At 58.6% G+C, this 19,259-nt stretch carries 19 protein-coding genes; 9 read left to right on the top strand and 10 right to left on the bottom strand.

Annotated features, from left to right (window positions below; genetic code table 11):
• Positions 1-14 precede the first annotated feature (14 nt).
• Genes AC13Q5_RS24085 through AC13Q5_RS24070 form a run of 4 tightly spaced genes read left to right on the top strand, consistent with a single transcriptional unit; the run spans position 15 to position 4,076 of the window.
• Complete coding sequence (locus AC13Q5_RS24085; protein ID WP_488503407.1) at positions 15-1,490, top strand: aldehyde dehydrogenase family protein; 1,476 nt, start codon at positions 15-17, stop codon at positions 1,488-1,490.
• Between the two features lie 12 nt (positions 1,491-1,502).
• Positions 1,503-2,537 carry a proline racemase family protein gene (locus AC13Q5_RS24080; protein ID WP_488503406.1) on the top strand — a complete coding sequence of 345 codons (1,035 nt, stop codon included), beginning with the start codon at positions 1,503-1,505 and terminating at the stop codon, positions 2,535-2,537.
• Positions 2,538-2,546: 9 nt separating this feature from the next.
• Positions 2,547-3,305 (top strand): SDR family NAD(P)-dependent oxidoreductase, encoded by a 759-nt coding sequence (locus AC13Q5_RS24075; RefSeq protein ID WP_488503405.1) that lies wholly within the window; start codon positions 2,547-2,549, stop codon positions 3,303-3,305.
• A gap of 15 nt (positions 3,306-3,320) precedes the next feature.
• Positions 3,321-4,076: an SDR family NAD(P)-dependent oxidoreductase gene (locus AC13Q5_RS24070; protein WP_488503404.1), complete on the top strand. Its 756-nt coding sequence runs from the start codon at positions 3,321-3,323 to the stop codon at positions 4,074-4,076.
• A gap of 198 nt (positions 4,077-4,274) precedes the next feature.
• Here AC13Q5_RS24070 and AC13Q5_RS24065 read toward each other — a convergent pair whose 3' ends face one another.
• The 9 genes from AC13Q5_RS24065 to AC13Q5_RS24025 all read right to left on the bottom strand — a co-directional run bounded on the left by AC13Q5_RS24065 (position 4,275) and on the right by AC13Q5_RS24025 (position 13,074).
• Entirely contained in the window at positions 4,275-5,033 is a 759-nt protein-coding gene (locus tag AC13Q5_RS24065) for a sulfite exporter TauE/SafE family protein (protein ID WP_488503403.1), read from the bottom strand.
• Between the two features lie 66 nt (positions 5,034-5,099).
• On the bottom strand, positions 5,100-5,453 hold the full coding sequence (locus AC13Q5_RS24060) for a DUF6867 family protein (protein WP_488503402.1): 354 nt from the start codon (positions 5,451-5,453) through the stop codon (positions 5,100-5,102).
• Positions 5,454-5,474: 21 nt separating this feature from the next.
• The gene (locus AC13Q5_RS24055; RefSeq protein ID WP_488503401.1) at positions 5,475-6,203 is read right to left on the bottom strand and encodes an ABC transporter ATP-binding protein; all 729 of its coding nucleotides are present in this window, start codon (positions 6,201-6,203) and stop codon (positions 5,475-5,477) included.
• Entirely contained in the window at positions 6,203-7,048 is an 846-nt protein-coding gene (locus AC13Q5_RS24050) for an ABC transporter ATP-binding protein (RefSeq protein WP_488503400.1), read from the bottom strand. The genes AC13Q5_RS24055 and AC13Q5_RS24050 overlap by 1 nt, the downstream gene beginning before the upstream one ends.
• Complete coding sequence (gene livM, locus AC13Q5_RS24045) at positions 7,048-8,442, bottom strand: high-affinity branched-chain amino acid ABC transporter permease LivM (RefSeq protein WP_075854590.1); 1,395 nt, start codon at positions 8,440-8,442, stop codon at positions 7,048-7,050. Before livM ends, AC13Q5_RS24050 begins: the two co-directional genes overlap by 1 nt.
• A gap of 4 nt (positions 8,443-8,446) precedes the next feature.
• The gene (locus AC13Q5_RS24040; protein WP_075854765.1) at positions 8,447-9,349 is read right to left on the bottom strand and encodes a branched-chain amino acid ABC transporter permease; all 903 of its coding nucleotides are present in this window, start codon (positions 9,347-9,349) and stop codon (positions 8,447-8,449) included.
• A gap of 146 nt (positions 9,350-9,495) precedes the next feature.
• On the bottom strand, positions 9,496-10,596 hold the full coding sequence (locus AC13Q5_RS24035; protein ID WP_488503524.1) for a branched-chain amino acid ABC transporter substrate-binding protein: 1,101 nt from the start codon (positions 10,594-10,596) through the stop codon (positions 9,496-9,498).
• Between the two features lie 73 nt (positions 10,597-10,669).
• Positions 10,670-11,857: a M20 aminoacylase family protein gene (locus AC13Q5_RS24030; RefSeq protein WP_488503399.1), complete on the bottom strand. Its 1,188-nt coding sequence runs from the start codon at positions 11,855-11,857 to the stop codon at positions 10,670-10,672.
• Positions 11,854-13,074 carry a diaminopropionate ammonia-lyase gene (locus AC13Q5_RS24025; protein WP_488503398.1) on the bottom strand — a complete coding sequence of 407 codons (1,221 nt, stop codon included), beginning with the start codon at positions 13,072-13,074 and terminating at the stop codon, positions 11,854-11,856. Before AC13Q5_RS24025 ends, AC13Q5_RS24030 begins: the two co-directional genes overlap by 4 nt.
• 113 nt (positions 13,075-13,187) lie before the next feature.
• Here AC13Q5_RS24025 and AC13Q5_RS24020 point away from each other — a divergent pair, with 113 nt between their 5' ends.
• On the top strand, positions 13,188-13,676 hold the full coding sequence (locus AC13Q5_RS24020; protein ID WP_075854587.1) for an Lrp/AsnC family transcriptional regulator: 489 nt from the start codon (positions 13,188-13,190) through the stop codon (positions 13,674-13,676).
• Positions 13,677-13,828: 152 nt separating this feature from the next.
• Positions 13,829-15,082: an allantoate amidohydrolase gene (locus tag AC13Q5_RS24015; protein ID WP_488503397.1), complete on the top strand. Its 1,254-nt coding sequence runs from the start codon at positions 13,829-13,831 to the stop codon at positions 15,080-15,082.
• Positions 15,083-15,442: 360 nt separating this feature from the next.
• On the opposite strand, the gene AC13Q5_RS24010 is transcribed toward AC13Q5_RS24015, so the two are convergent.
• Positions 15,443-16,132, bottom strand: coding sequence for a hypothetical protein (locus tag AC13Q5_RS24010; RefSeq protein ID WP_488503396.1), 690 nt, complete (start codon positions 16,130-16,132; stop codon positions 15,443-15,445).
• A gap of 532 nt (positions 16,133-16,664) precedes the next feature.
• Here AC13Q5_RS24010 and AC13Q5_RS24005 point away from each other — a divergent pair.
• From AC13Q5_RS24005 to AC13Q5_RS23995, 3 genes are read left to right on the top strand one after another with little or no spacing between them, the layout of a single operon-like run.
• Positions 16,665-17,468 carry a MetQ/NlpA family ABC transporter substrate-binding protein gene (locus AC13Q5_RS24005; protein ID WP_488503395.1) on the top strand — a complete coding sequence of 268 codons (804 nt, stop codon included), beginning with the start codon at positions 16,665-16,667 and terminating at the stop codon, positions 17,466-17,468.
• A complete protein-coding gene (locus AC13Q5_RS24000; RefSeq protein ID WP_488503394.1) occupies positions 17,456-18,619 on the top strand; it encodes a methionine ABC transporter ATP-binding protein in 1,164 nt (387 codons plus the stop codon). Before AC13Q5_RS24005 ends, AC13Q5_RS24000 begins: the two co-directional genes overlap by 13 nt.
• Entirely contained in the window at positions 18,600-19,253 is a 654-nt protein-coding gene (locus AC13Q5_RS23995) for a methionine ABC transporter permease (protein ID WP_457879282.1), read from the top strand. Before AC13Q5_RS24000 ends, AC13Q5_RS23995 begins: the two co-directional genes overlap by 20 nt.
• Positions 19,254-19,259: the final 6 nt, after the last annotated feature.

Genomic DNA, 19,259 nt, shown 5'->3' with positions numbered 1-19,259 from the left:
AAAGAGGGAAGAACATGCGAAGCGAACTCTATATCGACGGACGATGGGTGAAGCCGATCAAGGACGGCACGTGCGACGTCGTCAACCCGGCCACCGAAGAGGTCATGCAGACGATCGCCGCAGCGACCGCCGAGGATGTCGATGCCGCTGTGAAGGCCGCTCGCCGTGCCTTCGACAAGGATGGATGGCCGAAGCTCTCCGGTGCCCGACGTGCACAATATCTCAGGGCTATCGCCAGTGGTATTCGCGCCCGCCAGGCCGACATCGCCCGACTGGAGGTTCTGGATAACGGCAAACCCTTCCCAGAGGCCGACTGGGATATCGCCGATGCGGCAGGATGCTTCGACTTCTATGCCGGCCTTGCCGAGCAGCTCGATAACAATCCGGAGGAAATCATCACGCTCGCCGACGACCGCTTTGCGTCCAAGGCAGTCAAGGAGCCCATCGGCGTTGCGGGTGCGATCATTCCCTGGAACTATCCGTTGCTGATGGCCGCCTGGAAGGTTGCTCCCGCTCTGGCCGCGGGTTGCACGGTCGTTCTCAAGCCCGCCGAGCTGACGTCGCTGACCGCGTTGGAGCTCGCCGCCATCGCCGATGAGGCTGGGCTACCTCCGGGTGTCCTGAACATCCTTACCGGCTCTGGTTCGATCGCCGGACAGGCCATCATCGACCACAAGGGCGTCGACAAGCTGGCGTTCACCGGCTCAGGCCCCGTTGGCTCCAAGATCATGGCTGCGGCTGCCCGTGACATCAAGCGAGTGAGCCTTGAGCTCGGCGGCAAGTCGCCATTCGTCGTGTTCGAAGATGCCGATATCGACGAGGCGGTGGAATGGATCATGTTCGGCATCTTCTGGAACCAGGGCCAGGTTTGCTCGGCAACGTCGCGCGTTCTCGTGCAGAAGGCCATTTACCAGCGCCTTCTTGCGCGCCTGATCGAGGAAACTAATAAGATCAAGATCGGAAACGGCCTGGAAGAGGGTACCCTGCTGGGGCCGCTGGTTTCCAAGCGCCAGTACGAGCAGATCGTTGCCGCGATCGAGAGCGCTCGGAGGGCAGGAGCGACTGTCGCATGCGGTGGAACGCGGCCGGAAGGGTTCGACAAAGGTTATTATCTTCGCCCGACAATATTGACGGATGTTCCGCTCGACAGCGACGCCTGGGTTGAGGAGATATTCGGCCCCGTCGTGTGCATCCGGCCCTTCGAGACCGAAGAGGAAGCGATCGAGCTTGCAAACGATTCCCGTTTCGGTCTGGCTGCCGCCGTCATGTCGAAGGAAGACGCTCGTGCCGAGCGCGTCGCGGCAGCCTTCCGGGCAGGCATCGTCTGGATCAATTGCTCCCAGCCCACCTTCACCGAGGCGCCATGGGGTGGCTACAAGGAATCCGGGATCGGCCGCGAGCTCGGCCGCTGGGGTCTCGAAAACTATCTCGAGACCAAGCAGATCACCAAATATGTCACCGATAAGCCTTGGGGCTGGTACATCAAGTAAAGGCGCGATCGGATGCGTTTCGACAGATCTCTCGAATTGCTGCTCGTTCACTGCCAGGGCGAGCTTGGCCACGTCCTCGTTGACGGTGCTCCTGACATTCCCGGCGGAACGATGCTCGACAAGATGAACCACATCAATACGGTCGACGATAGTCTCAGGCGTTTCGTCACTTTCGAGCCGCGCGCCAATGTCGCCATGTCCGTCAACCTGCTCGTCGCTCCGACGCGCTCCGACGCCGACGCCGGATTCATTGTGCTGCAGGCCGACCGTGCGCATCCCATGTCAGGCAGCAACTGCATCTGTGTGGTCACGGCTCTTCTGGAAAGCGGCCGTATATCGATGCGCGAGCCGGAAACCGTGGTTCGGCTGGACACCCCGGCCGGTCTGATCGTCGCCCGCGCATGGTGCGAAAGCGGCCGTTGTCTCGGCGTGAGCCTCGACAATGTGCCAAGTTTCGCGGAATTGCTCGACCACGACATCGAAACGCCTGCCTGGGGACGGATCGAGATCGATGTCGCCTTCGGCGGCGTTTACTATGCGCTGGTCGATGTGAACCAGATCGGGCTCAAAATAGAATCGGGAAATGCGCGCGCGCTGGCTGAAGCCGGCATCGAGCTGAAGCGCCTGGTGGGGGAGCAGATCAAGGTCGCTCACCCGACGCTGCCGGGCATCACCGAGATTGCCTATGTCATGTTCCGTGACCTGGAGCCAGACAGGGCCGTTCGAACCTGCACGACGCTGCAGCCCGGCCGCGTCGATCGCTCGCCCTGCGGGACCGGTAGCTCCGCCAATCTTGCCGCCCTTTACGCAAGAGGCGCCGTCTCGGTCGGAGATATCCGCACATCGCGTTCGATCATTGGAGGGGAGTTCAAGGCCGAGGTGATCGGCGAAACGCATGTCGGCGGCCGCAAGGCGATCCTTCCCCGCATCACCGGCCGCGGCTATGTCTATGGCCGCTCGCAACTGCGCTTTTCGGAAGACGATCCATTCGTGGCCGGCTTCGCGCTCTCCGATACATGGGGACCGCAGGTCGACCTGTTGCGGTGAGAGGCAATCATGGAGAGATCACTTGAAGGACAGACCGTATTGGTTACCGGGGCATCCGGCGGAATAGGTGCCGCGATTGTCGAGCGGCTTGCTGCAGAAGGCGCAAGACCGATCATTCACTTCGGCCGAGACAAGGCAGGGGCGGAAGCCTTGCTGGCGCGCATCGGCGGTCACGGCTGGATCCTCCAGGCCGATCTCTCTACGGCGGAAGGGCCGTTCGAACTCTGGCGAGGGGCGGTCGACCTTGCCGGATGTGTGAACGGGCTCGTCAACAATGCCGGCACTCGGACGGAGGTGTCCATCAATGCCTCGCAGGCCGATTGGCGAGCGGCGTGGCAGAGGGAGTTTCAGATCAATTTTTTCGGTGCAGCCGACCTTTGCAAGGAGGCGATCCTTCACTTCAGGGCAAATGGCGGTGGCCGTATCGTCAACATCGCCAGCCGGGCCGGACAGCGCGGTTACGCAGCCGATGCGATGCCCTATGGGGCGACCAAGGCGGCACTCGTCAATCTGACGAAGTCGATCGCTCGCAGTTTCGGCGGTGAAGGCGTGACCGCGGTCGCGATCGCTCCCGGCTGGGTGCGTACGGAGATGGCGGAAGATTTCATCGCCGCGCACGGGAAGGCCGCCGCCGTTGCGGATATTCCGATCGGCGAAATGGCCACGCCGTCGGAAGTGGCTGAACTCGTCGCATTCGTCCTGCGCCCGAGCCAGTCATCGCTGAACGGGGCGACGCTCGATGTCAACGGCGGAAGCTATATTCGATAAATGGAGATGATTCCCATGAAGCGTTTTGAGGGCAAGGTTGCGATCGTTACGGGAGCAGGCGGAGGGATCGGCTCGGCCATCGCCAGGCGGCTGTCGAGCGAAGGGGCACTCGTCGTCGTGACGGACGTGAACGCCGAAGCCGCTAATCAGGTCGTTGACGGTATCAAGGCCGAGGGAGGCACTGCGACGATGATTGCGGCGGATATTGCAAGGAAGGACGCGTGCTTCAATCTCGTGGAGCAGGCGTTTGGCTTGCAGGATCGTGTCGATATCCTCGTGAACAATGCCGGCATCAACCGACGCGGCAATCTGCTGTCCTTGTCGGATGAGGATTGGGACATCAGCTTCACCGTCAATCTCGATTCGATGTTCCACATATGCCGTGCCGTACTTCCGCACATGATTGCGGCCGGGGGCGGGGCGATCGTCAACACGGCTTCGCAATGGGGGCTCTATCCAGCACCGAACCACATTGCCTACAACACGACGAAGGCAGCCGTTGCGGCATTCACCCAGAATCTGGCTCGCGACTATGCGCCAGACAAGGTCCGGGTCAACGCAGTTTGCCCGGGCGAAATCCATACGCCAATGCTGGAAGCGGGCATAAGGCGGTCTGGCCGCACGATTGCGGACCTGGACAAGCTCGTGCCCTTTGGGCGCATCGGCAAGCCCGAGGAAGTTGCCGCATTGGTTGCATTCCTGGCGTCAGACGAGGCTGCCTTCATCTGCGGCTCTCTGGTTGAGATCACCGGGGCGCAAGCAGTGGCTTAGGATATTGGAAACTTCGATCTGTGCTCGGTATCCGCATTCCGCTCGTCTTCGCCGCTATGGGAAGATTTGCTGCCACCTGAGTGCTGGTGGAATCGGACATGGGATATGATTGAATGAAGGAAGCCGCGCTGCTGGCTTGAGCCGATGACGAGATCGCGATTGCGACGTGAGTGTTGGCACGGTGGATCCATGTTTCTCCTATCCGATCGCGAAGAACGCCCGGTGGAAGAAAACGACGCTGAGAACGGATCCAACCAAGATCACGATAGTCCGGACAACGGTGACCGGGAGAACCCTTGCGAGCGGGGCACCCATGTAGCCGCCAAGTACTGCCGCGACTGCCATCAAAATCGCCGGCTGCCAGGCGACAATCCCCGCCGCGGCGAACGTCGCCACCGAGATTGCCGATATGATGAAGGAGACAAGGTTCTTTAGCCCATTCATCAGGTTCAGATCACGCATTCCCCAGAGCGAGAATAGCGCGAGCAGTACGATCCCGAGTCCACCATTGAAATAGCCGCCATAGACCGCGACGAACACTATACTCAGCGGGCTGTTGGAATAACTGTCGCTGTGATCTGCTAACCATCGTCTGATATGGCCGCCGAAGGCGAAAGCCAGGGTCGCCATGGCCAGAAGAAAAGGAACCACAACGGAGAAAGCCTGGTTTGAGGACACCAGGAGCAGCAGAGATCCAACGAGTCCTCCCACTATCGTCAGCAAAGTAATTTTCATCAACCTGCTCCGCTCGAATTGCGTAATCTCTTTGCGAAAACCACCAATCGCGCCCAGATACCCGGGGAACACCGCGACAGCGCTCGTGGCGTTGGCCGCAACGACAGGCACGCCGGTATAGACCAAAGCCGGGAAGGTCAGGAATGTTCCACCTCCGGCGATCGAATTGAGGACTCCTGCACCGAATGCGGCGGCAGCAAGAAGAACTTGATCGAATGTCATTGATGAGTCTCTCTTAGAACGTATGGAAAGCAAAAACTCTACGTCGTTGCTTCCATTTGAAGGTACTTAGACCTTGGCGCGCCATGAAAAGGCAGATGTCTTTTCGTACAGCCAATAGTAATTGTTGACTATCTGGCTGGTGCGACGGAATCGGAATCCCGCCGTCGAGAAAACGAGCAGCAGTGCAAAATCAATGAAGTAAAAAGATACGCTGAGCATCGGGCCGCTGAACAGCGCGTGATGGAGGAATTGCATTACCCAGACGATGAGAAAGGTGTGGCAGAGTACAAGAGGATAGCTGCTCCAAGCGTCCGCCACCGCCTTGCCAGCGCGCCAGGCCGTCCACAAGCCGAGGAGAACGACAAAGCCGCGGATGATCAGATGGACACCTGCGTCCGGTTCGAAGAATAGTCCTTGCATGTCCGTATCCTTGTCTCTTTCCTAGTGCCGTCCGCCTTCAAGGTAGGCTGCGCGAACTTCCGGATCGGCGAGAAGATTTTTGCCCGAACCGCTCATCGTGACCTTGCCATTCACCATGACGTAGGCGCGATGTGAGAGCTTGAGGGCTGCAAACGCATTCTGCTCGACGAGGAAGACTGTCAGGCCCTCCTGTTCGTTGAGCTTCTTGATTTGCTCGAAAATGCCCTTGACGATAAGCGGTGCGAGACCGAGCGACGGTTCGTCGAGAAGCAGGAGCTTCGGTCGCGCCATCAATGCGCGGGCGATCGAAAGCATCTGCAACTCGCCGCCTGACATGGTTCCCGCCCGCTGGTGCTGACGCTCCTTCAGGCGCGGGAATATCGCAAATACCCTTGCGACGTCCTCCCTGAAGAATTTGAGATTGTCGAGCCCGGCTCCCATCTGCAGGTTCTCAGTCACAGTCATCCGTGGGAAAATGCGGCGGCCTTCCGGCGACTGGCTGATCCGGAGACGGGCGATCTCATGCGTCGGCATGTGCGTGATGTCTGTGCCGTTGAACACGATCGACCCGCTGCGCGCATGTGGACTGCCGCAGATCGTCATCATCAGTGTCGACTTGCCTGCTCCGTTCGCGCCGATCAGGCTGACGATCTCGCCTTCACGGACCTCGACATCGACCCCCGCCAGGGCGCGAATGTTGCCATAATATGTTTCGACCCCCTGAATCTTGAGAAGCTGTTTCCCGGCCATCAAAGTATGCCCCCTTCTACAGTCGCAATAACCGCTTCGACTTCTTCGTCCTCGACCCCCAGATAGGCTGCGATGACCTTCGGGTCGTTTTTCACATGCTCAGGCGTGCCGTCGGAGATCTTCTGACCGTATTCGAGAACGACGACGTGGTCGGAAATTTCCATGACAACCGACATGTCATGCTCGATGAGCAGAATCGATGTGCCCGTCTCGGCGCGAATGCCCTGCAGCAGCCCGTTGAGAGCCAGGGATTCTCGAGGGTTCAGGCCTGCGGCCGGCTCGTCCAGGCAGAGCAGTTCTGGGCCTGTGCACATAGCGCGGGCAATTTCCAGGCGGCGCTGAGCGCCGTACGATAGATCGCCCGCGGGATCATCGGCACGATCGATGAGATCGGCCCTTTCCAGCCAATGCTTGGCGCGCTCGATGGCGGCCGCAGACGCGCGATTGTAGGCTCCAATCCCAAGCAGGCCGAGGATCGTGTATCCCGAGGCACGCATCAGTTCATTGTGCTGAGCAACCAAGAGATTTTCCAAAACCGTGAGGCCTGAGAATAGACGAATATTCTGGAAAGTACGGGCGACCTTGGCTTCACGAGTAATGCGAAAGTCCGGTAGCCGCTCCAGCAGATGCTGCTTGCCGGTCTTCCGGGTGAGTGTGATCATACCCATCGTCGGCTTGTAGAATCCGGTGATACAGTTGAAAACGGTGGTCTTGCCCGCACCATTTGGGCCGATCAGCGCTGTGATTTCGCCACGTCGGGCCTCGAAGGACAGGTCGCTGATGGCCATCAGTCCCCCAAACCTCATCGACAGGTGCTCGACCTTGAGCAGGGTATCGCTCGACATTAGCCGTGTCCTTCCTTGGTAAAGCTTCCGGACACCGCCTTGCGTTCCTTCAGGAAGGCGGTTGGTTCCCGCGAGCCGACAAACCCTCGAGGCTTGAACAGCATGACGATGACCATGGCTAGACCGAAGAGCAGCATGCGATAGAGCTCAGGTGTGAAGTCCTGACCGAAGACGGCCTTCAGGAATGCCATTTCCCGGAGCAGTTCCGTACCGCCGATCATGACGATCGCGGCGATCGCGATGCCCGTCAGCGACCCCATGCCGCCGAGAACGACAATCGCCAGGATTACCGCCGATTCCATGAATACGAAGGACTCGGGAGAGACAAAGCCTTGGCGGGCTGCAAAGAAAGCCCCCGCAAAGCCGCCAAACATCGCACCGGTTGCGAAAGCCGTGAGCTTGGTCGTGACCGTGTTGATGCCGAGCGAGCGACAGGCGATCTCATCCTCGCGCAGCGCTTCCCAAGCGCGGCCGATGGGCATCCGACGAAGCCGGATTGTGACGTAAGCCGTGAGAAGACAAAGCGCTAGGATCAGATAGAAGAGAAAAATCTTGTAGTAAGCGGCCGAAATAGGCAGACCGAGGAGCTTGGCAAATCCGCCCGCAGAGGCGTCAAAAGGAATGCCAAAGAGTGTTGCCTTCGGAATGCCGGAGACGCCGAAGGTGCCCTTGGTGACCTCCGTCCAGTTCATGAGGACGAGGCGGATGATCTCGCCGAAGGCAAGTGTCACGATCGCCAGATAGTCGCCGCGCAGACGCAGCACCGGAAACCCAAGGGCCATACCCCAGAGAGCAGCAAAGATTCCGGAGAGCGGCAGCAGCAGCCAGAAAGATAGGCCGAAGTAGCTGGAAAGAAGGGCGTAGGAATATGCGCCGACAGCATAGAATGCGACGTAGCCGAGATCGAGCAAACCCGCGAGACCGACGACGATGTTCAGGCCCCAGGCGAGCATGACGTAGATGAGGATCTGTATTCCAAAGTTGTCGACCCATTTCAACGAGCCTTGAGCGCCGACGAGTGCGTAGATAACCATCGGGTAGAGCAGAAGTGTAACGAGTGCGATCTTCAGGAAATGCTGCCGGAAGAAGCTCTGGCCCGTTGAGAGTTCCTGCTCGTCGCGTTTCGCCTTGGCCAACTTCCGCTTGTCGATGCTGGGCTGGATGAAAGCAACCATGGCGAAGCGACCGACTGCGGCGACCGCGACGAATATCCCAAGAAGACCCCAACGTTGGACAAGGATCAACTGGTTGCTCATGTTCTGCTGGGTGCCAAGGCCAATGTAGAGGACAAAGAGCCCGAGCGAGATGAGGCCAGCGAAGACACCCTCACGGATGCCTCTTAATACGAGCCCGTCGCTGCGCTTGATGGTGGTGGGGCGCAATGTGTGTTGCATGACCTTATACCTTCTCGACTTCCGGCCGCCCCAAGATGCCGGTCGGCTTGAAGATCAGGACGAAAGCCAGGATTGCGAATGTCGCGACATCTTTGTAGTCGATTGTGAAATAGGCCGACCAAAGAGACTCGATGAGGCCGATCAGGAGGCCACCGAGGACCGCGCCCGGTAGCGAGCCGATGCCACCCAGGACGGCGGCCGTGAATGCTTTCACGCCTGGAACAAAGCCGTCGGTGAAATTGGCCACACCATAGTAAACCAGAAACATCGTGCCGCCGACGGCAGCGAGTGCCGCGCCCATGATGAAGGTGACGGAGATCGTGCGGTCAACGTCGATTCCGAGAAGTGCCGCCATCTTGCGATCCTGTTCGGTGGCGCGTTGAGCGCGGCCGAGTGCAGTCTTGTTGACGATGTACCAGAAGACGACGAGAAGCAGCGAGGTCAGGGCGATGATAATGATCTGCTTCAGTGATACGGTGATCGCGCCGATATGGTAGACATCGCCAATAAGCTGCGGGATCGGCTTGTTGCGCGGCCCTTGCACGACCTGGATGAAGTTCGAGACGACGATCGACATGCCGATTGCGGTGATGAGCGGAGCCAGCCGAAACGATCCTCGAAGCGGTCGATAGGCGACGCGCTCGATCGTCCAGTTCCAGAGGCTGGTTGTGAGCATCGCGACCACGAGCATCGCCAGCAGCACGACTGCTACCGGCAGGCCTGCGAAAACCGAAGTGAGCACGAGGAAGACGATCATCGCGGCAAAACCACCGAGCATGAAGATGTCGCCATGGGCGAAGTTGATCATACCGATGATGCCGTAGACCATCGTATATCCGATGGCGATGAGGCCATAGATCGACCCGAGGGTCAGCCCGTTGAAGAGCTGTTGAATGAAGTATTCCAAGGTGTCCTCCCGGAAGAAAAGCATGCACTGCCACTGCCCTGGATAGGGTTCGATTTTTTATCGATGTCAGCGATGATAGGGCTGTGTCTGGCGTGCATGGTTACTGACATGCGCGCCAGACACAGCCGATGAGCCGGAGCGAAGCGTTACTTCGTCGCTTGTTCCTCGAACTTGCCGTTCTTGAGTTCGTAAAGGACGAAATCAAGGCGAGTGATATCGCCCTTTTGAGTGTAGGCAAGCGGGCCGATAACGGTGTTGATCGACATGCCGCTATGAAGTTTGTCGGCGACAGTCTGAGGATCGGCCTTGCCGGCAGCCTCTATACCGGCCTTGATGACCTGCATGGCTGCATATCCATACAGCGTAAAGCCTTCGGGATTGATCTTCTTCTCGGCAAACTTCTTAAGAACGTCCGCCGCAGCCGGGTTCTTGCTGGCGTCCGGACCAAATGTAATCAGGGTACCTTCGCCAGCAGGGCCGGTGATTGCCGCGAATTCCGTGGAAAACATCGCGTCGCCACCGACCATCGCAATTTTGATGCCTTGATCGTGCAACTGGCGCAGAATGAGTCCGCCTTCGGTATAGACCCCGCCGAAATAGATCACGTCGGCTTTGGTTTCTTTAATTTTCGCGATCAGGGCTGAAAAGTCCTTCTCGCCGACGTTGATTCCTTCGAAGCCAACTTCGGTCAGGCCGCCCGTGTTGATTGTCTTTTTAACCTCTTCGACGAGACCCTGTCCGTAAGGAGTCTTGTCGTGGACGAGGAAGACATTCTTCCCGGCAAAGTGTTGGGTCAGATAGTTTCCGGCGACCGTACCTTGCTGATCGTCCCGGCCGCAGGTGCGGAACGTGTTCCAGAGACCTCGCTCTGTGAACTTTGGATTCGTGGAAGCAGGAGTAACCTGCAGCATGCCATTTTCGGCATAGATATCCGATGCCGGGATGGATGCCCCGGAGTTCTGATGGCCGATTACGAACTGAGCCCCGGCTGCAGCAAGACGATTGGCAACGGAGACAGCCTGCTTTGGATCGCCCGCGTCGTCTTCGACTTGAAGGACAAGCTTCTCGCCGAGGATGCCGCCCGATGCGTTGATGTCCTCGAGTGCCTGCTTCACGCCATTGAGGTTTTGTTCGCCGACCGCGGCACTGCCGCCCGTGATCGGCCCACCCCAGCCGATCGTCATGTCAGCGAAAGCCGGCGTACCGATCGCAACAAGCATCGTCGCAGCCAAAAGTAGCTTCTTCATCGTCATTCCCCTTTTTTGAATGTTTAGACAGTGAGTTAGATCAGAGCTTTTCGCTCGGCTCTCCTGTTGCTGTTCACGAGAGCCGGAGATTTGCGTCCTCCGATGTAGGAACCTCGGGAAGGCGACGTCGCACGATCGCGACATGGGTTCTGACGCCATGGATAAGTCCTGCGTCATTGAAGTCGAAGTTGGGATTGTGAAGGGGAGCGGACGTTTCACCGTTGCCAAGATTCATAAAGCAACCGGGTACGTGGCTCAGAAAATGCGCAAAATCTTCGGAGGAAGTGACAGGCTCTGCGACCTCAATGACATTATCCGCGGGAAGGATGGTTCTCGCAGCCGCAAACACCTCCTGCACCAGTTCTGTATCGTTGATGAGCGGAACGAATTCACGCGTGTATTTAACGTCCGCGGTCACATTGTAGGCCGCCGCAGTGGCCTCCGCGATGATGCGCATCTGCCTCTCGATTGACTGGCTGATTTCGGGCTTGAAGCTTCGGGCGTCCCCGAGGATCCGTGCCATGCCCGGGAGTGCGTTTCGCGTGCCGTCCGTGAGGAGTTCGGTCACGGAGACCACCGCAATATCCGTCGGGCTGATCCTTCGCGAGACGATCGTCTGAAGGTTCGTAACTATCGCACACGCAGCTACCAGCACCTCATTGCCCCAGTGGGGACGGGCGGCATGGCCTCCGACACCGTGAAGAACGATCTCGAAGTTGTCCTCGGCCGACATCATCGCGCCCGGCTTGGTCTGCAGCACGCCGACCGGAACGCCGGGCATGTTGTGGATCCCGTAGATTTCCTCAAATGGAAAGCGGTCCATCAATCCATCTTCGAGCATCGAGAGCGCGCCTCTGCCCCATTCTTCGGCGGGCTGGAAGATAAAGCGGACCGTGCCGTCGAAACCGCCTTCTGAGGCCAGATACTTGGCAGCACCCAACAGCATGGTCGTATGACCATCATGGCCGCAGGCGTGCATGACGCCCGGATTGGCAGATCTGTAGGGCAAATCGCTTTGCTCGGTTATGCGCAGGGCGTCCATATCCGCACGGAGCGCGATTGACCGATTGCTGGTCCCACGCGTCAATGTTCCAACAACGCCCGTTCCTCCGAGACCCTCCGCAACGTCGAGTCCGAATTCACGAAGCTTCGATGCGACGAATGCGGATGTGCGCTTCTCTTCGAACCCGAACTCCGGGTGTTGATGGATGTCATGCCTCCATCCGGTCGTCTCTTCGTGGAGCTTCTGTAGATCAGTCATCCCCGTGCTCCTGCCATCTGAGTGTTGGACCGGGCGGCCACATTTTCCGGTGACGCCCCAACAAGCTTTTCGTAGAGCGCGGGATCGGTCGCACCCTCTGTATTGATCAGCAGCACGCGGCTGTCCTTGCCGAGCTTGAGCTTGGAGCGCAGATCCTGTTCTGCCGACACCTTGATGAGGGCGGCAAGGCCGACACCGCCGCTTTCGCCCGAGACGATTGCTGGATCTCCGCCTTCCGGGTCGGCGAGCCGGCGCATTGCGCCGACAGCGTCGTCTTCATCGACGGTCATGAAGGCGTCGGCACAGCGAGAAAGGATTCTCCAGGCGACAAGCGAGGGCTCATAGCACTCAAGCATCGCCATGACCGTCGGTTCGCCATGCTGGATCTTGACGGCCCTTCCAGCCCGGGCGCTCTCGACCAAGCATGCCGCACGAGACGGATCGACAACTGTGAGGATGGGGCGGTCGTCGCCGTAAAGGAGCGAGAAGTAACCGGCGACGGCTGCGGCGATGCCACCCACGCCCGATTGGACGAAGACATGCGTCGGGGGTTGCGGTATCTGCCGGACGGCCTCCCTTAGAAGGGCCGTGTAACCCTGCATGACGAAACCGGGGATTCTTTCGTAGCCAGGCCAGGAGGTATCGGAGACCGTCTGCCATCCTTCAGCGGCAGCGACGCGAGATGCCTCGGCGACGGAGCCGTCGTAGTTTCCATCGACGCTGATGATCTTTGCTCCGAAACGAGCGATGGCTGCTATGCGCTCGGCGCTGACACCGGAATGGACAAAGATCGCACAGTTTGCACCGACAAGCTGGGCACCCTGAGCCACGGATCTTCCATGGTTACCGTCTGTCGCGCAGGCTACCGTAAGCTTGCGCGCGACCGCTCTGACTTCAGGAGTATGCAGCTCCGAAATATCCACGTCCCTGCCGAATTCGCGTGCAGCCTCTTCGAGGACAAGACGGATGACCGCATACGAGCCGCCGAGTGCCTTGAAACTCCCGAGTCCCAGGCGGTGACCTTCGTCCTTGATGTGGATCGAGGCGACACCAAGCTCTCGTGCCAGCCCGGGGAGCGCCACCAGCGGCGTCTCCTTATGTCCTTCCCGATGGTTGAGGAAGCGTTCGACCTCCAATGCAGCAGCAAGGCTCAAGGTTTCCGCGTCGATCGGATCCAACTTCGTCCGGTAGTCTGCGTTTTCGTTCAGCAGAAGCATCTCTCAGTCCACTCGTCAGGAAAATGTTAATGAATATATATTGCATTCGAGATCGAATTTGCGCTTAAACTTGCGCCTGTTTCTGATGAAATGCCTACTTAAACGGGGTCAAAATGAGCGAAAATTCCACAGACGATGAAATCACGCTTGATCGGACGGATAAGGCGATCCTCAATCTTCTCCAGCGCGACAATAAGATGTCCCAACGCAAGATCGCGGAACTGGTAAACCTTTCCGCCCCCGCGGTGCAGCGCAGGATCAAGCGGCTCGAGGATACGGGTGTCATTCAGGCGAACGTGTCCATCGTCGATCCGGCGAAGGTGGGGCAGCCGATCATTCTCTTCGCGCAGGTCGCGATGGAGAGCGAGAGGACCGACCTTTACGAAATGGCGAAGCGCTCGTTCGTGGCGGCGCCTGAGGTACAGCAATGCTACTATGTCACGGGAGAGGCAGACTTCATGCTGGTGATCTCGGTGAGATCGATGAGCGACTATGAAGCGTTGACCCGGCGCCTTTTCTTCCAGAACAACAACGTGAAGCATTTCCGGACATTCGTGGCGATGGATCGCGTCAAAGTGGGGCTGTCAATCCCATTGGGTTGACGACGATCCGACGCATCAAAAGTTCGCGATTGGCGGTCTGACGATACAAAGTTGCAAGCCGACCTTGAAAAATCAGCGCAAATTTACAGCGCTCCGAATTATTATGGCGCCAACAGGAAGGTGCAATTTCAGCCACAAGGAGCCATACCCCGATGAACAGTCTTTCCGTCAATGACGAGCGCCTTCTCGGCCGACTTCAGAGACTCGGCGAGATCGGACGCGGCGCAGATGGCAGGCTTGCCCGTCTCGCGGCATCGGATACCGAAAAGCTAGGTCGCGATCAGTTTGTTGCATGGCTCAAGGAAACCGGGATCGAGGTGGCCGTCGACCGCATTGGCAATATCTTCGGCATCTGGCGGCCGGAAGGTGTCGCCGATAACGCACCGCTCATGCTTGGGTCTCATATCGACACCGTTATTGATGCGGGCATCTATGACGGCTGCTATGGCGTGCTTGCGGGTCTCGAAATCATCGCGACGCTGAAAGAGAGCGGGTTTCGGCCGGATTGCCCTATCGTTGTCGCAGCATTCACCAATGAGGAAGGTGTGCGATTTGCACCGGATATGATGGGCTCGCTTGTCTACGCGGGAGGTCTTGATGTGGACGTTGCCCTTGCCACCACGGGTATCGACGGCGCCATCTTGGGTAACGAGCTTCGCCGTATCGGCTACGATGGAGACATGGAACCAGGGTTCATCCAACCCCATGCTTACATTGAGCTTCATATCGAGCAAGGTCCGGTACTCGAGCGTGAAGGAATACAGATCGGTGCCGTCGAAAACCTGCAGGGAATCTCCTGGCAGCGTGTGACGGTCAATGGTGATGCGAATCATGCGGGAACGACTCCCATCTCCATGCGGCGCGATGCTGGTCACGCCGCAGCCCGCGTGATCACGTTTCTCAGGGATCGTGCCCGGAGCTCGAACACTCCCACTGTCGCGACGGTGGGGTGCATGACTTTCGAACCGAATGCGATCAACGTCATTCCGTCACGCGCGGTCTTCACCGTTGATCTCCGTGATCCTGACGAAGATCGCCTCAGGGAAGAGGAGGCGGCGCTGGAGGCGTTCCTGGCAAAGGTCGCCAGAGACGAAGACGTTTTGATCGAGGTCGAACGCCTTGCCCGATTTGAGCCCGTCAAGTTTGACCGGCAGATTGTAGAATTGGTCGAAGCCGCGGCAAGCCGTCGAGGTCATACATGCAGACGCATGACCTCCGGCGCGGGTCACGATGCGCAGATGATCGCGCGTATGGCTCCCTCAGCCATGATATTCGTACCCAGCATCGGAGGAATAAGCCACAATCCGAAAGAAAAGACGCACGATACAGACTTGGTCGCGGGGGCGAATATGCTGCTTGATGTCGTAGCGTCTCTGGCCAAGGCGAGTAAGACGGCAGAAGTTTGATTCCGGCAGTCAGATTGAGGTGGATACCAAGTGGTTTCTCGTCGCCTCTCGCCGCAGTCCACAAATGAGCTGGCTACTCGGGCTGGTTAACATGTGCCTTTTGCGCGCGAATATAGGATTGGAACATCGTTGTAAGCTGTTTTAGGCCTCCGCGCCGTTGGCCCCGCTCAAGACTTTATGGCAGAAGGCGGAACGGTTCCATAAAGGGCTGCGGTCAGGATCTCCGCGACCAATCCTTCATCAGGAAGTTCTCGATACGACATTGTCGGAATCGCGGCTGAAGCGAACGCTTGGGTATCGCCGGATACCAGCCTATAATATTGCACGGCATCTTCTTTCTGCTCTTTGCTGCCGAGACGATCATCGGGATTCGAGCGCGCTTCGATGCTGCAGAACAAAGCGGGCGCCATATTTCTTGCCCGATCGTCCCACTTCGTCCCAGGATGCCTCACCCCTTATGATGGTGTTTTCCAGATAGATCTTGCCCAGGATCGCAAGGCTGGCAAGCGGATCGTCCGGGAGTTGGATAATATGGATTCCGCTGTCGGCTGTTGCGATCTCGGGAAGCGACAACAGGTCCGAAAGCGGGTGCGTGACCGGCGCTTCGTCACTGGGCTCGGCGAAGCGAACGGCATAGGTTTCAACCGCCGGGCGATAAGCGAAGCGGTGGCCGCGCAGGGCCTGCCCGAGATCGATCCGAAACTTCTCGCCCAATGTCACGACGATGTCTATGAGCGCTTCGTTTTCGCCGATCGATCGCGCTTCCAGCCTCGCATGAGCGGCGCCCTGGTCGGACGCCGCCGACACAAGGCCGATCTGGCTCTTCGTCTGGGCGAAATAGTCCGATTGGGCATAGCGAAACCGCATCGGACCGGCATCCTCCAGGCCGGAGATACCGTCTTGCCGCCAGCTGAGCAGCCCTTTGGGCACAGTCCCGATATCGTCTCCCACCACGCAGGGCAGGATGACGATCTCACCCGTGAAAAAACCATAGCTTGCTTCGCCGGACGGCAGGCCGAACAGGGCCTCCGCCATCCGCAGGATGGGCACACCGCCGCCTTATCAGTGGCGTATAGGTCTCGCAGCGCCAGACCCGTCGCAACGAGCCTGAAGGATGTGCCCGATCATCCAGGAGCCAACAGCTCCTTTTAAATTGTGGTGCTGACTCTGTCGCGGGATGATGTGGAGATGAGCAATTTGCAATTGGACCACACTTTGAAAGATCTATCCGCGCGCCTTTGTGATTGAAACGCTTTTGGAGCGTTATGAGAGCGGACCGGAACCCCACGACTGGCCCTGTCGGGATCTCTCTATTATGGCTTTTGCAGAAAGCCTATTCCTGCTCTCCTACACCCTGGGCGAGCCGCAACGTGTTACACGCCGTTCGACCATCTGGCGGCGAACCACTGACGGGTGGAAAATTGTCTTTCATCAGGGAACGCCTATCGCCTGAAAGACATGATGGCGTATCGGGCGGGTCCGGGAAAAAATATTCCATTTGAGCCGGCCGGCGAGTATTTCCGTCTTTGCCTATAAAATTTGTCATCTTTATCTTCCCATGTCATTGAACCGAGGGGATGACATGAAAATTCGTATTGCAGGTCTTATTTCCGCAATTCTTCTTGCAGCGACAGGGGCCGTGCGGGCGGAGACGATCAAGGTGGGCGTGGTGCCGGGCGTCTATGCCGATTCCATCGAAGCGGTGATCCCCGAGGCAAAGGCCAAGGGCCTGGATATCCAGGTTGTCGAATTCAGCGATTGGACGACGCCGAATATCGCGCTTCAATCTGGCGATATCGATGTCAACTATTTCCAGCACCAACCATTCCTGAACAATGCAATCAAAGAACGGGGCTATGATTTTGTCAGCGCTGGCATCGGCGTTCTTGCCAACATCGGCATCTATTCGCTGAAGCACAAGGATTTTGCCGATGTGCCGGAAAACGGAAAGGTCGCGATCGCCAATGACCCCGTCAATCAGGGGCGCGGGCTGCTCCTGCTGCAAAAGGCGGGCCTTATCAAACTCAAGGATGGCGTTGGCTTCAAGGGCACGCTCGACGACATCGTCGACAACCCGAAGAAGTTGACCTTCAACGAGGTCGAGGGACCGCAGCTGGCGCGCGTGACCGGCGATGTGGATTTGGCACAGGGCTATCCGCACTTCATTGTCGCGTCCAAGGCCTTCGATCCCAGCTCGGGCCTTATTTATTCCGGTGTCGACGACAAGCAATTTGCCATCATCTTCGCAGTGCAGAAGCAGAAGGCAGATGATCCGGGGATTAAGCAGCTCGTGGCGATTTACCAGAATTCGCCGGCCGTGCGCGCGGCAATTGGCAAGGCATTCGCCAACGATCAGAAGCTTTATACGCTCCCATGGCTGAACTGATCGAACGGGTAAGGCGGGACCTGGAGCCTAGTGCGGTGCCGAGTGGCGGCCACGCATCGCAGCGCGCCGCGGTCGTCGGTGACGAGCCGCGTCCGGGCTCTTCCGCGGGCTCGGTCGCCTTCGAAGGTGTGGAGAAGGTCTATTCGTCACTGGCTGGTCCGATCCACGCCCTCAGGGGCATCAGTCTCGATGTGCCTGCCGGGGCGATCTATGGCATCATCGGACGAAGCGGTGCCGGCAAATCGAGCTTGCTGCGGACCATAAATCGCCTGGAAAAGCCGACTGGCGGAAGGGTCCTGGTCGACGGGCAGGACATTTCGGTGCTCGATGAAGATGCGCTGGTCGCATTGCGGCGGCGCATCGGCATGATTTTCCAGCATTTCAATCTTCTCTCCGCCAAGACTGTCTGGGGGAATGTGGCTCTGCCGCTGATCGTCGCCGGCGTGTCGCGCCGCCAGATTGAAGAGAGGGTCGCCGAAGTCCTTTCGCTGGTGGGTTTGGAGGGTAAGGAGCGCGCGTATCCCTCGCGCCTCTCGGGCGGTCAAAAGCAGCGTGTCGGTATTGCGCGCGCACTCGTGCATCGGCCCGAAATCCTCCTTTGCGATGAGGCGACCTCGGCGCTCGATCCCGAGACGACGCTCGCCATTCTCGGCCTGCTGAAGGACATCAACCGCCGTCTCAAGCTGACCATCATTCTCATCACCCATGAAATGAGCGTCATCCGTGAGATCTGTGATCACGTGCTCGTTCTGGAGCAAGGCGAGATTGCTGAAGCTGGGCCGGTTTGGCGCATTTTCGGCAATCCGCAGCATCCAGCCACCCAGGCACTGCTGCGACCACTCAACCGCGATATCCCGGAGGATATCGCCAAGCATCTGCGATCTTCGCCGCGCGACGAGCATTCGGAGACCATTCTGGAACTGGCCTATACGGGTGAGCACGGGTTGGAACCGGACCTGTCTCGGATAGCCAGCGCGACCGGTGCTTCTGTGCGATTGCTGCAGAGTGCGCTCGACCGTATTCAGGGTCGCGTCCATGGCCGGTTGTTGATTGCAGCTCGCCGGGTGGCGGGTGAAACGATGCTCCCTGCGCAATTTGCCGGTCTTGCTCATCAAGCCAGGATATTGGGTTATGTCGACCATGATGTATGAGCGCCTGTGGCAGGCGCTTTTTGATACGATTGCGATGGTCGGCGTTTCCGCTCTGATCGCATTTGCCGCCGGTATTCCTCTTGCCGTCTTCCTGGTGCTTTCGGCGCCCGGTGGCCTCATTCATGCACCGCGGCTACATGGCATTCTCGCTGCCGTCATCAACGGCTTTCGCGCGACCCCATTCATCGTCCTCCTGGTGGCGTTGTTGCCATTGACGCGACTGCTCACCGGAACAACGATCGGTGTATGGGCCGCCGTCGTGCCGCTCTCCATCAGCGCAACACCGTTTTTTGCGCGCATTGCCGAAGTCAGCCTTCGTGAGGTCGACGGCGGGCTCATCGAGGCGGCGCAGGCGATCGGCTGCCGCCGCTGGCACATCGTGCGCCATGTGCTTCTGCCTGAAGCGCTTCCCGGCATAGTCGGTGGCTTCACCATCACCATCGTCAGCATGATCGGCGCCTCGGCCATGGCGGGTGCGGTCGGCGCCGGCGGTCTCGGCGACATGGCGATCCGCTATGGTTATCAGCGCTTCGATACCACCGTCATGGCGGTGGTCATCGTCGTGCTCATCGCCATGGTCTGCTTGGTGCAGTTTGCGGGCGACTATGCCGTGCGGCGCCTGCGAGCGCGCTAAGATCAG

This window comes from Martinezella sp. CNPSo 3964, from assembly GCF_057784375.1.
The sequence above is the reverse complement of the archived record's forward strand: the minus strand, read 5'-3'. Positions and strand labels throughout refer to the sequence as shown.

Bases quoted from the DNA above. Each gene is read 5' to 3' on its own strand.
- AC13Q5_RS24035 (WP_488503524.1), bottom strand. From the start codon at position 10,596: ATGAAGAAGCTACTTTTGGCTGCGACGATGCTTGTTGCGATCGGTACG.
- AC13Q5_RS23995 (WP_457879282.1), top strand. From the start codon at position 18,600: ATGTCGACCATGATGTATGAGCGCCTGTGGCAGGCGCTTTTTGATACG.
- AC13Q5_RS24080 (WP_488503406.1), top strand. From the start codon at position 1,503: ATGCGTTTCGACAGATCTCTCGAATTGCTGCTCGTTCACTGCCAGGGC.
- AC13Q5_RS24085 (WP_488503407.1), top strand. From the start codon at position 15: ATGCGAAGCGAACTCTATATCGACGGACGATGGGTGAAGCCGATCAAG.
- AC13Q5_RS24025 (WP_488503398.1), bottom strand. From the start codon at position 13,074: ATGCTTCTGCTGAACGAAAACGCAGACTACCGGACGAAGTTGGATCCG.
- AC13Q5_RS24000 (WP_488503394.1), top strand. From the start codon at position 17,456: ATGGCTGAACTGATCGAACGGGTAAGGCGGGACCTGGAGCCTAGTGCG.
- AC13Q5_RS24050 (WP_488503400.1), bottom strand. From the start codon at position 7,048: ATGTCGAGCGATACCCTGCTCAAGGTCGAGCACCTGTCGATGAGGTTT.
- AC13Q5_RS24005 (WP_488503395.1), top strand. From the start codon at position 16,665: ATGAAAATTCGTATTGCAGGTCTTATTTCCGCAATTCTTCTTGCAGCG.
- AC13Q5_RS24065 (WP_488503403.1), bottom strand. From the start codon at position 5,033: ATGACATTCGATCAAGTTCTTCTTGCTGCCGCCGCATTCGGTGCAGGA.
- AC13Q5_RS24055 (WP_488503401.1), bottom strand. From the start codon at position 6,203: ATGGCCGGGAAACAGCTTCTCAAGATTCAGGGGGTCGAAACATATTAT.
- AC13Q5_RS24060 (WP_488503402.1), bottom strand. From the start codon at position 5,453: ATGCAAGGACTATTCTTCGAACCGGACGCAGGTGTCCATCTGATCATC.
- AC13Q5_RS24075 (WP_488503405.1), top strand. From the start codon at position 2,547: ATGGAGAGATCACTTGAAGGACAGACCGTATTGGTTACCGGGGCATCC.
- AC13Q5_RS24030 (WP_488503399.1), bottom strand. From the start codon at position 11,857: ATGACTGATCTACAGAAGCTCCACGAAGAGACGACCGGATGGAGGCAT.
- AC13Q5_RS24020 (WP_075854587.1), top strand. From the start codon at position 13,188: ATGAGCGAAAATTCCACAGACGATGAAATCACGCTTGATCGGACGGAT.
- livM (WP_075854590.1), bottom strand. From the start codon at position 8,442: ATGCAACACACATTGCGCCCCACCACCATCAAGCGCAGCGACGGGCTC.
- AC13Q5_RS24070 (WP_488503404.1), top strand. From the start codon at position 3,321: ATGAAGCGTTTTGAGGGCAAGGTTGCGATCGTTACGGGAGCAGGCGGA.
- AC13Q5_RS24015 (WP_488503397.1), top strand. From the start codon at position 13,829: ATGAACAGTCTTTCCGTCAATGACGAGCGCCTTCTCGGCCGACTTCAG.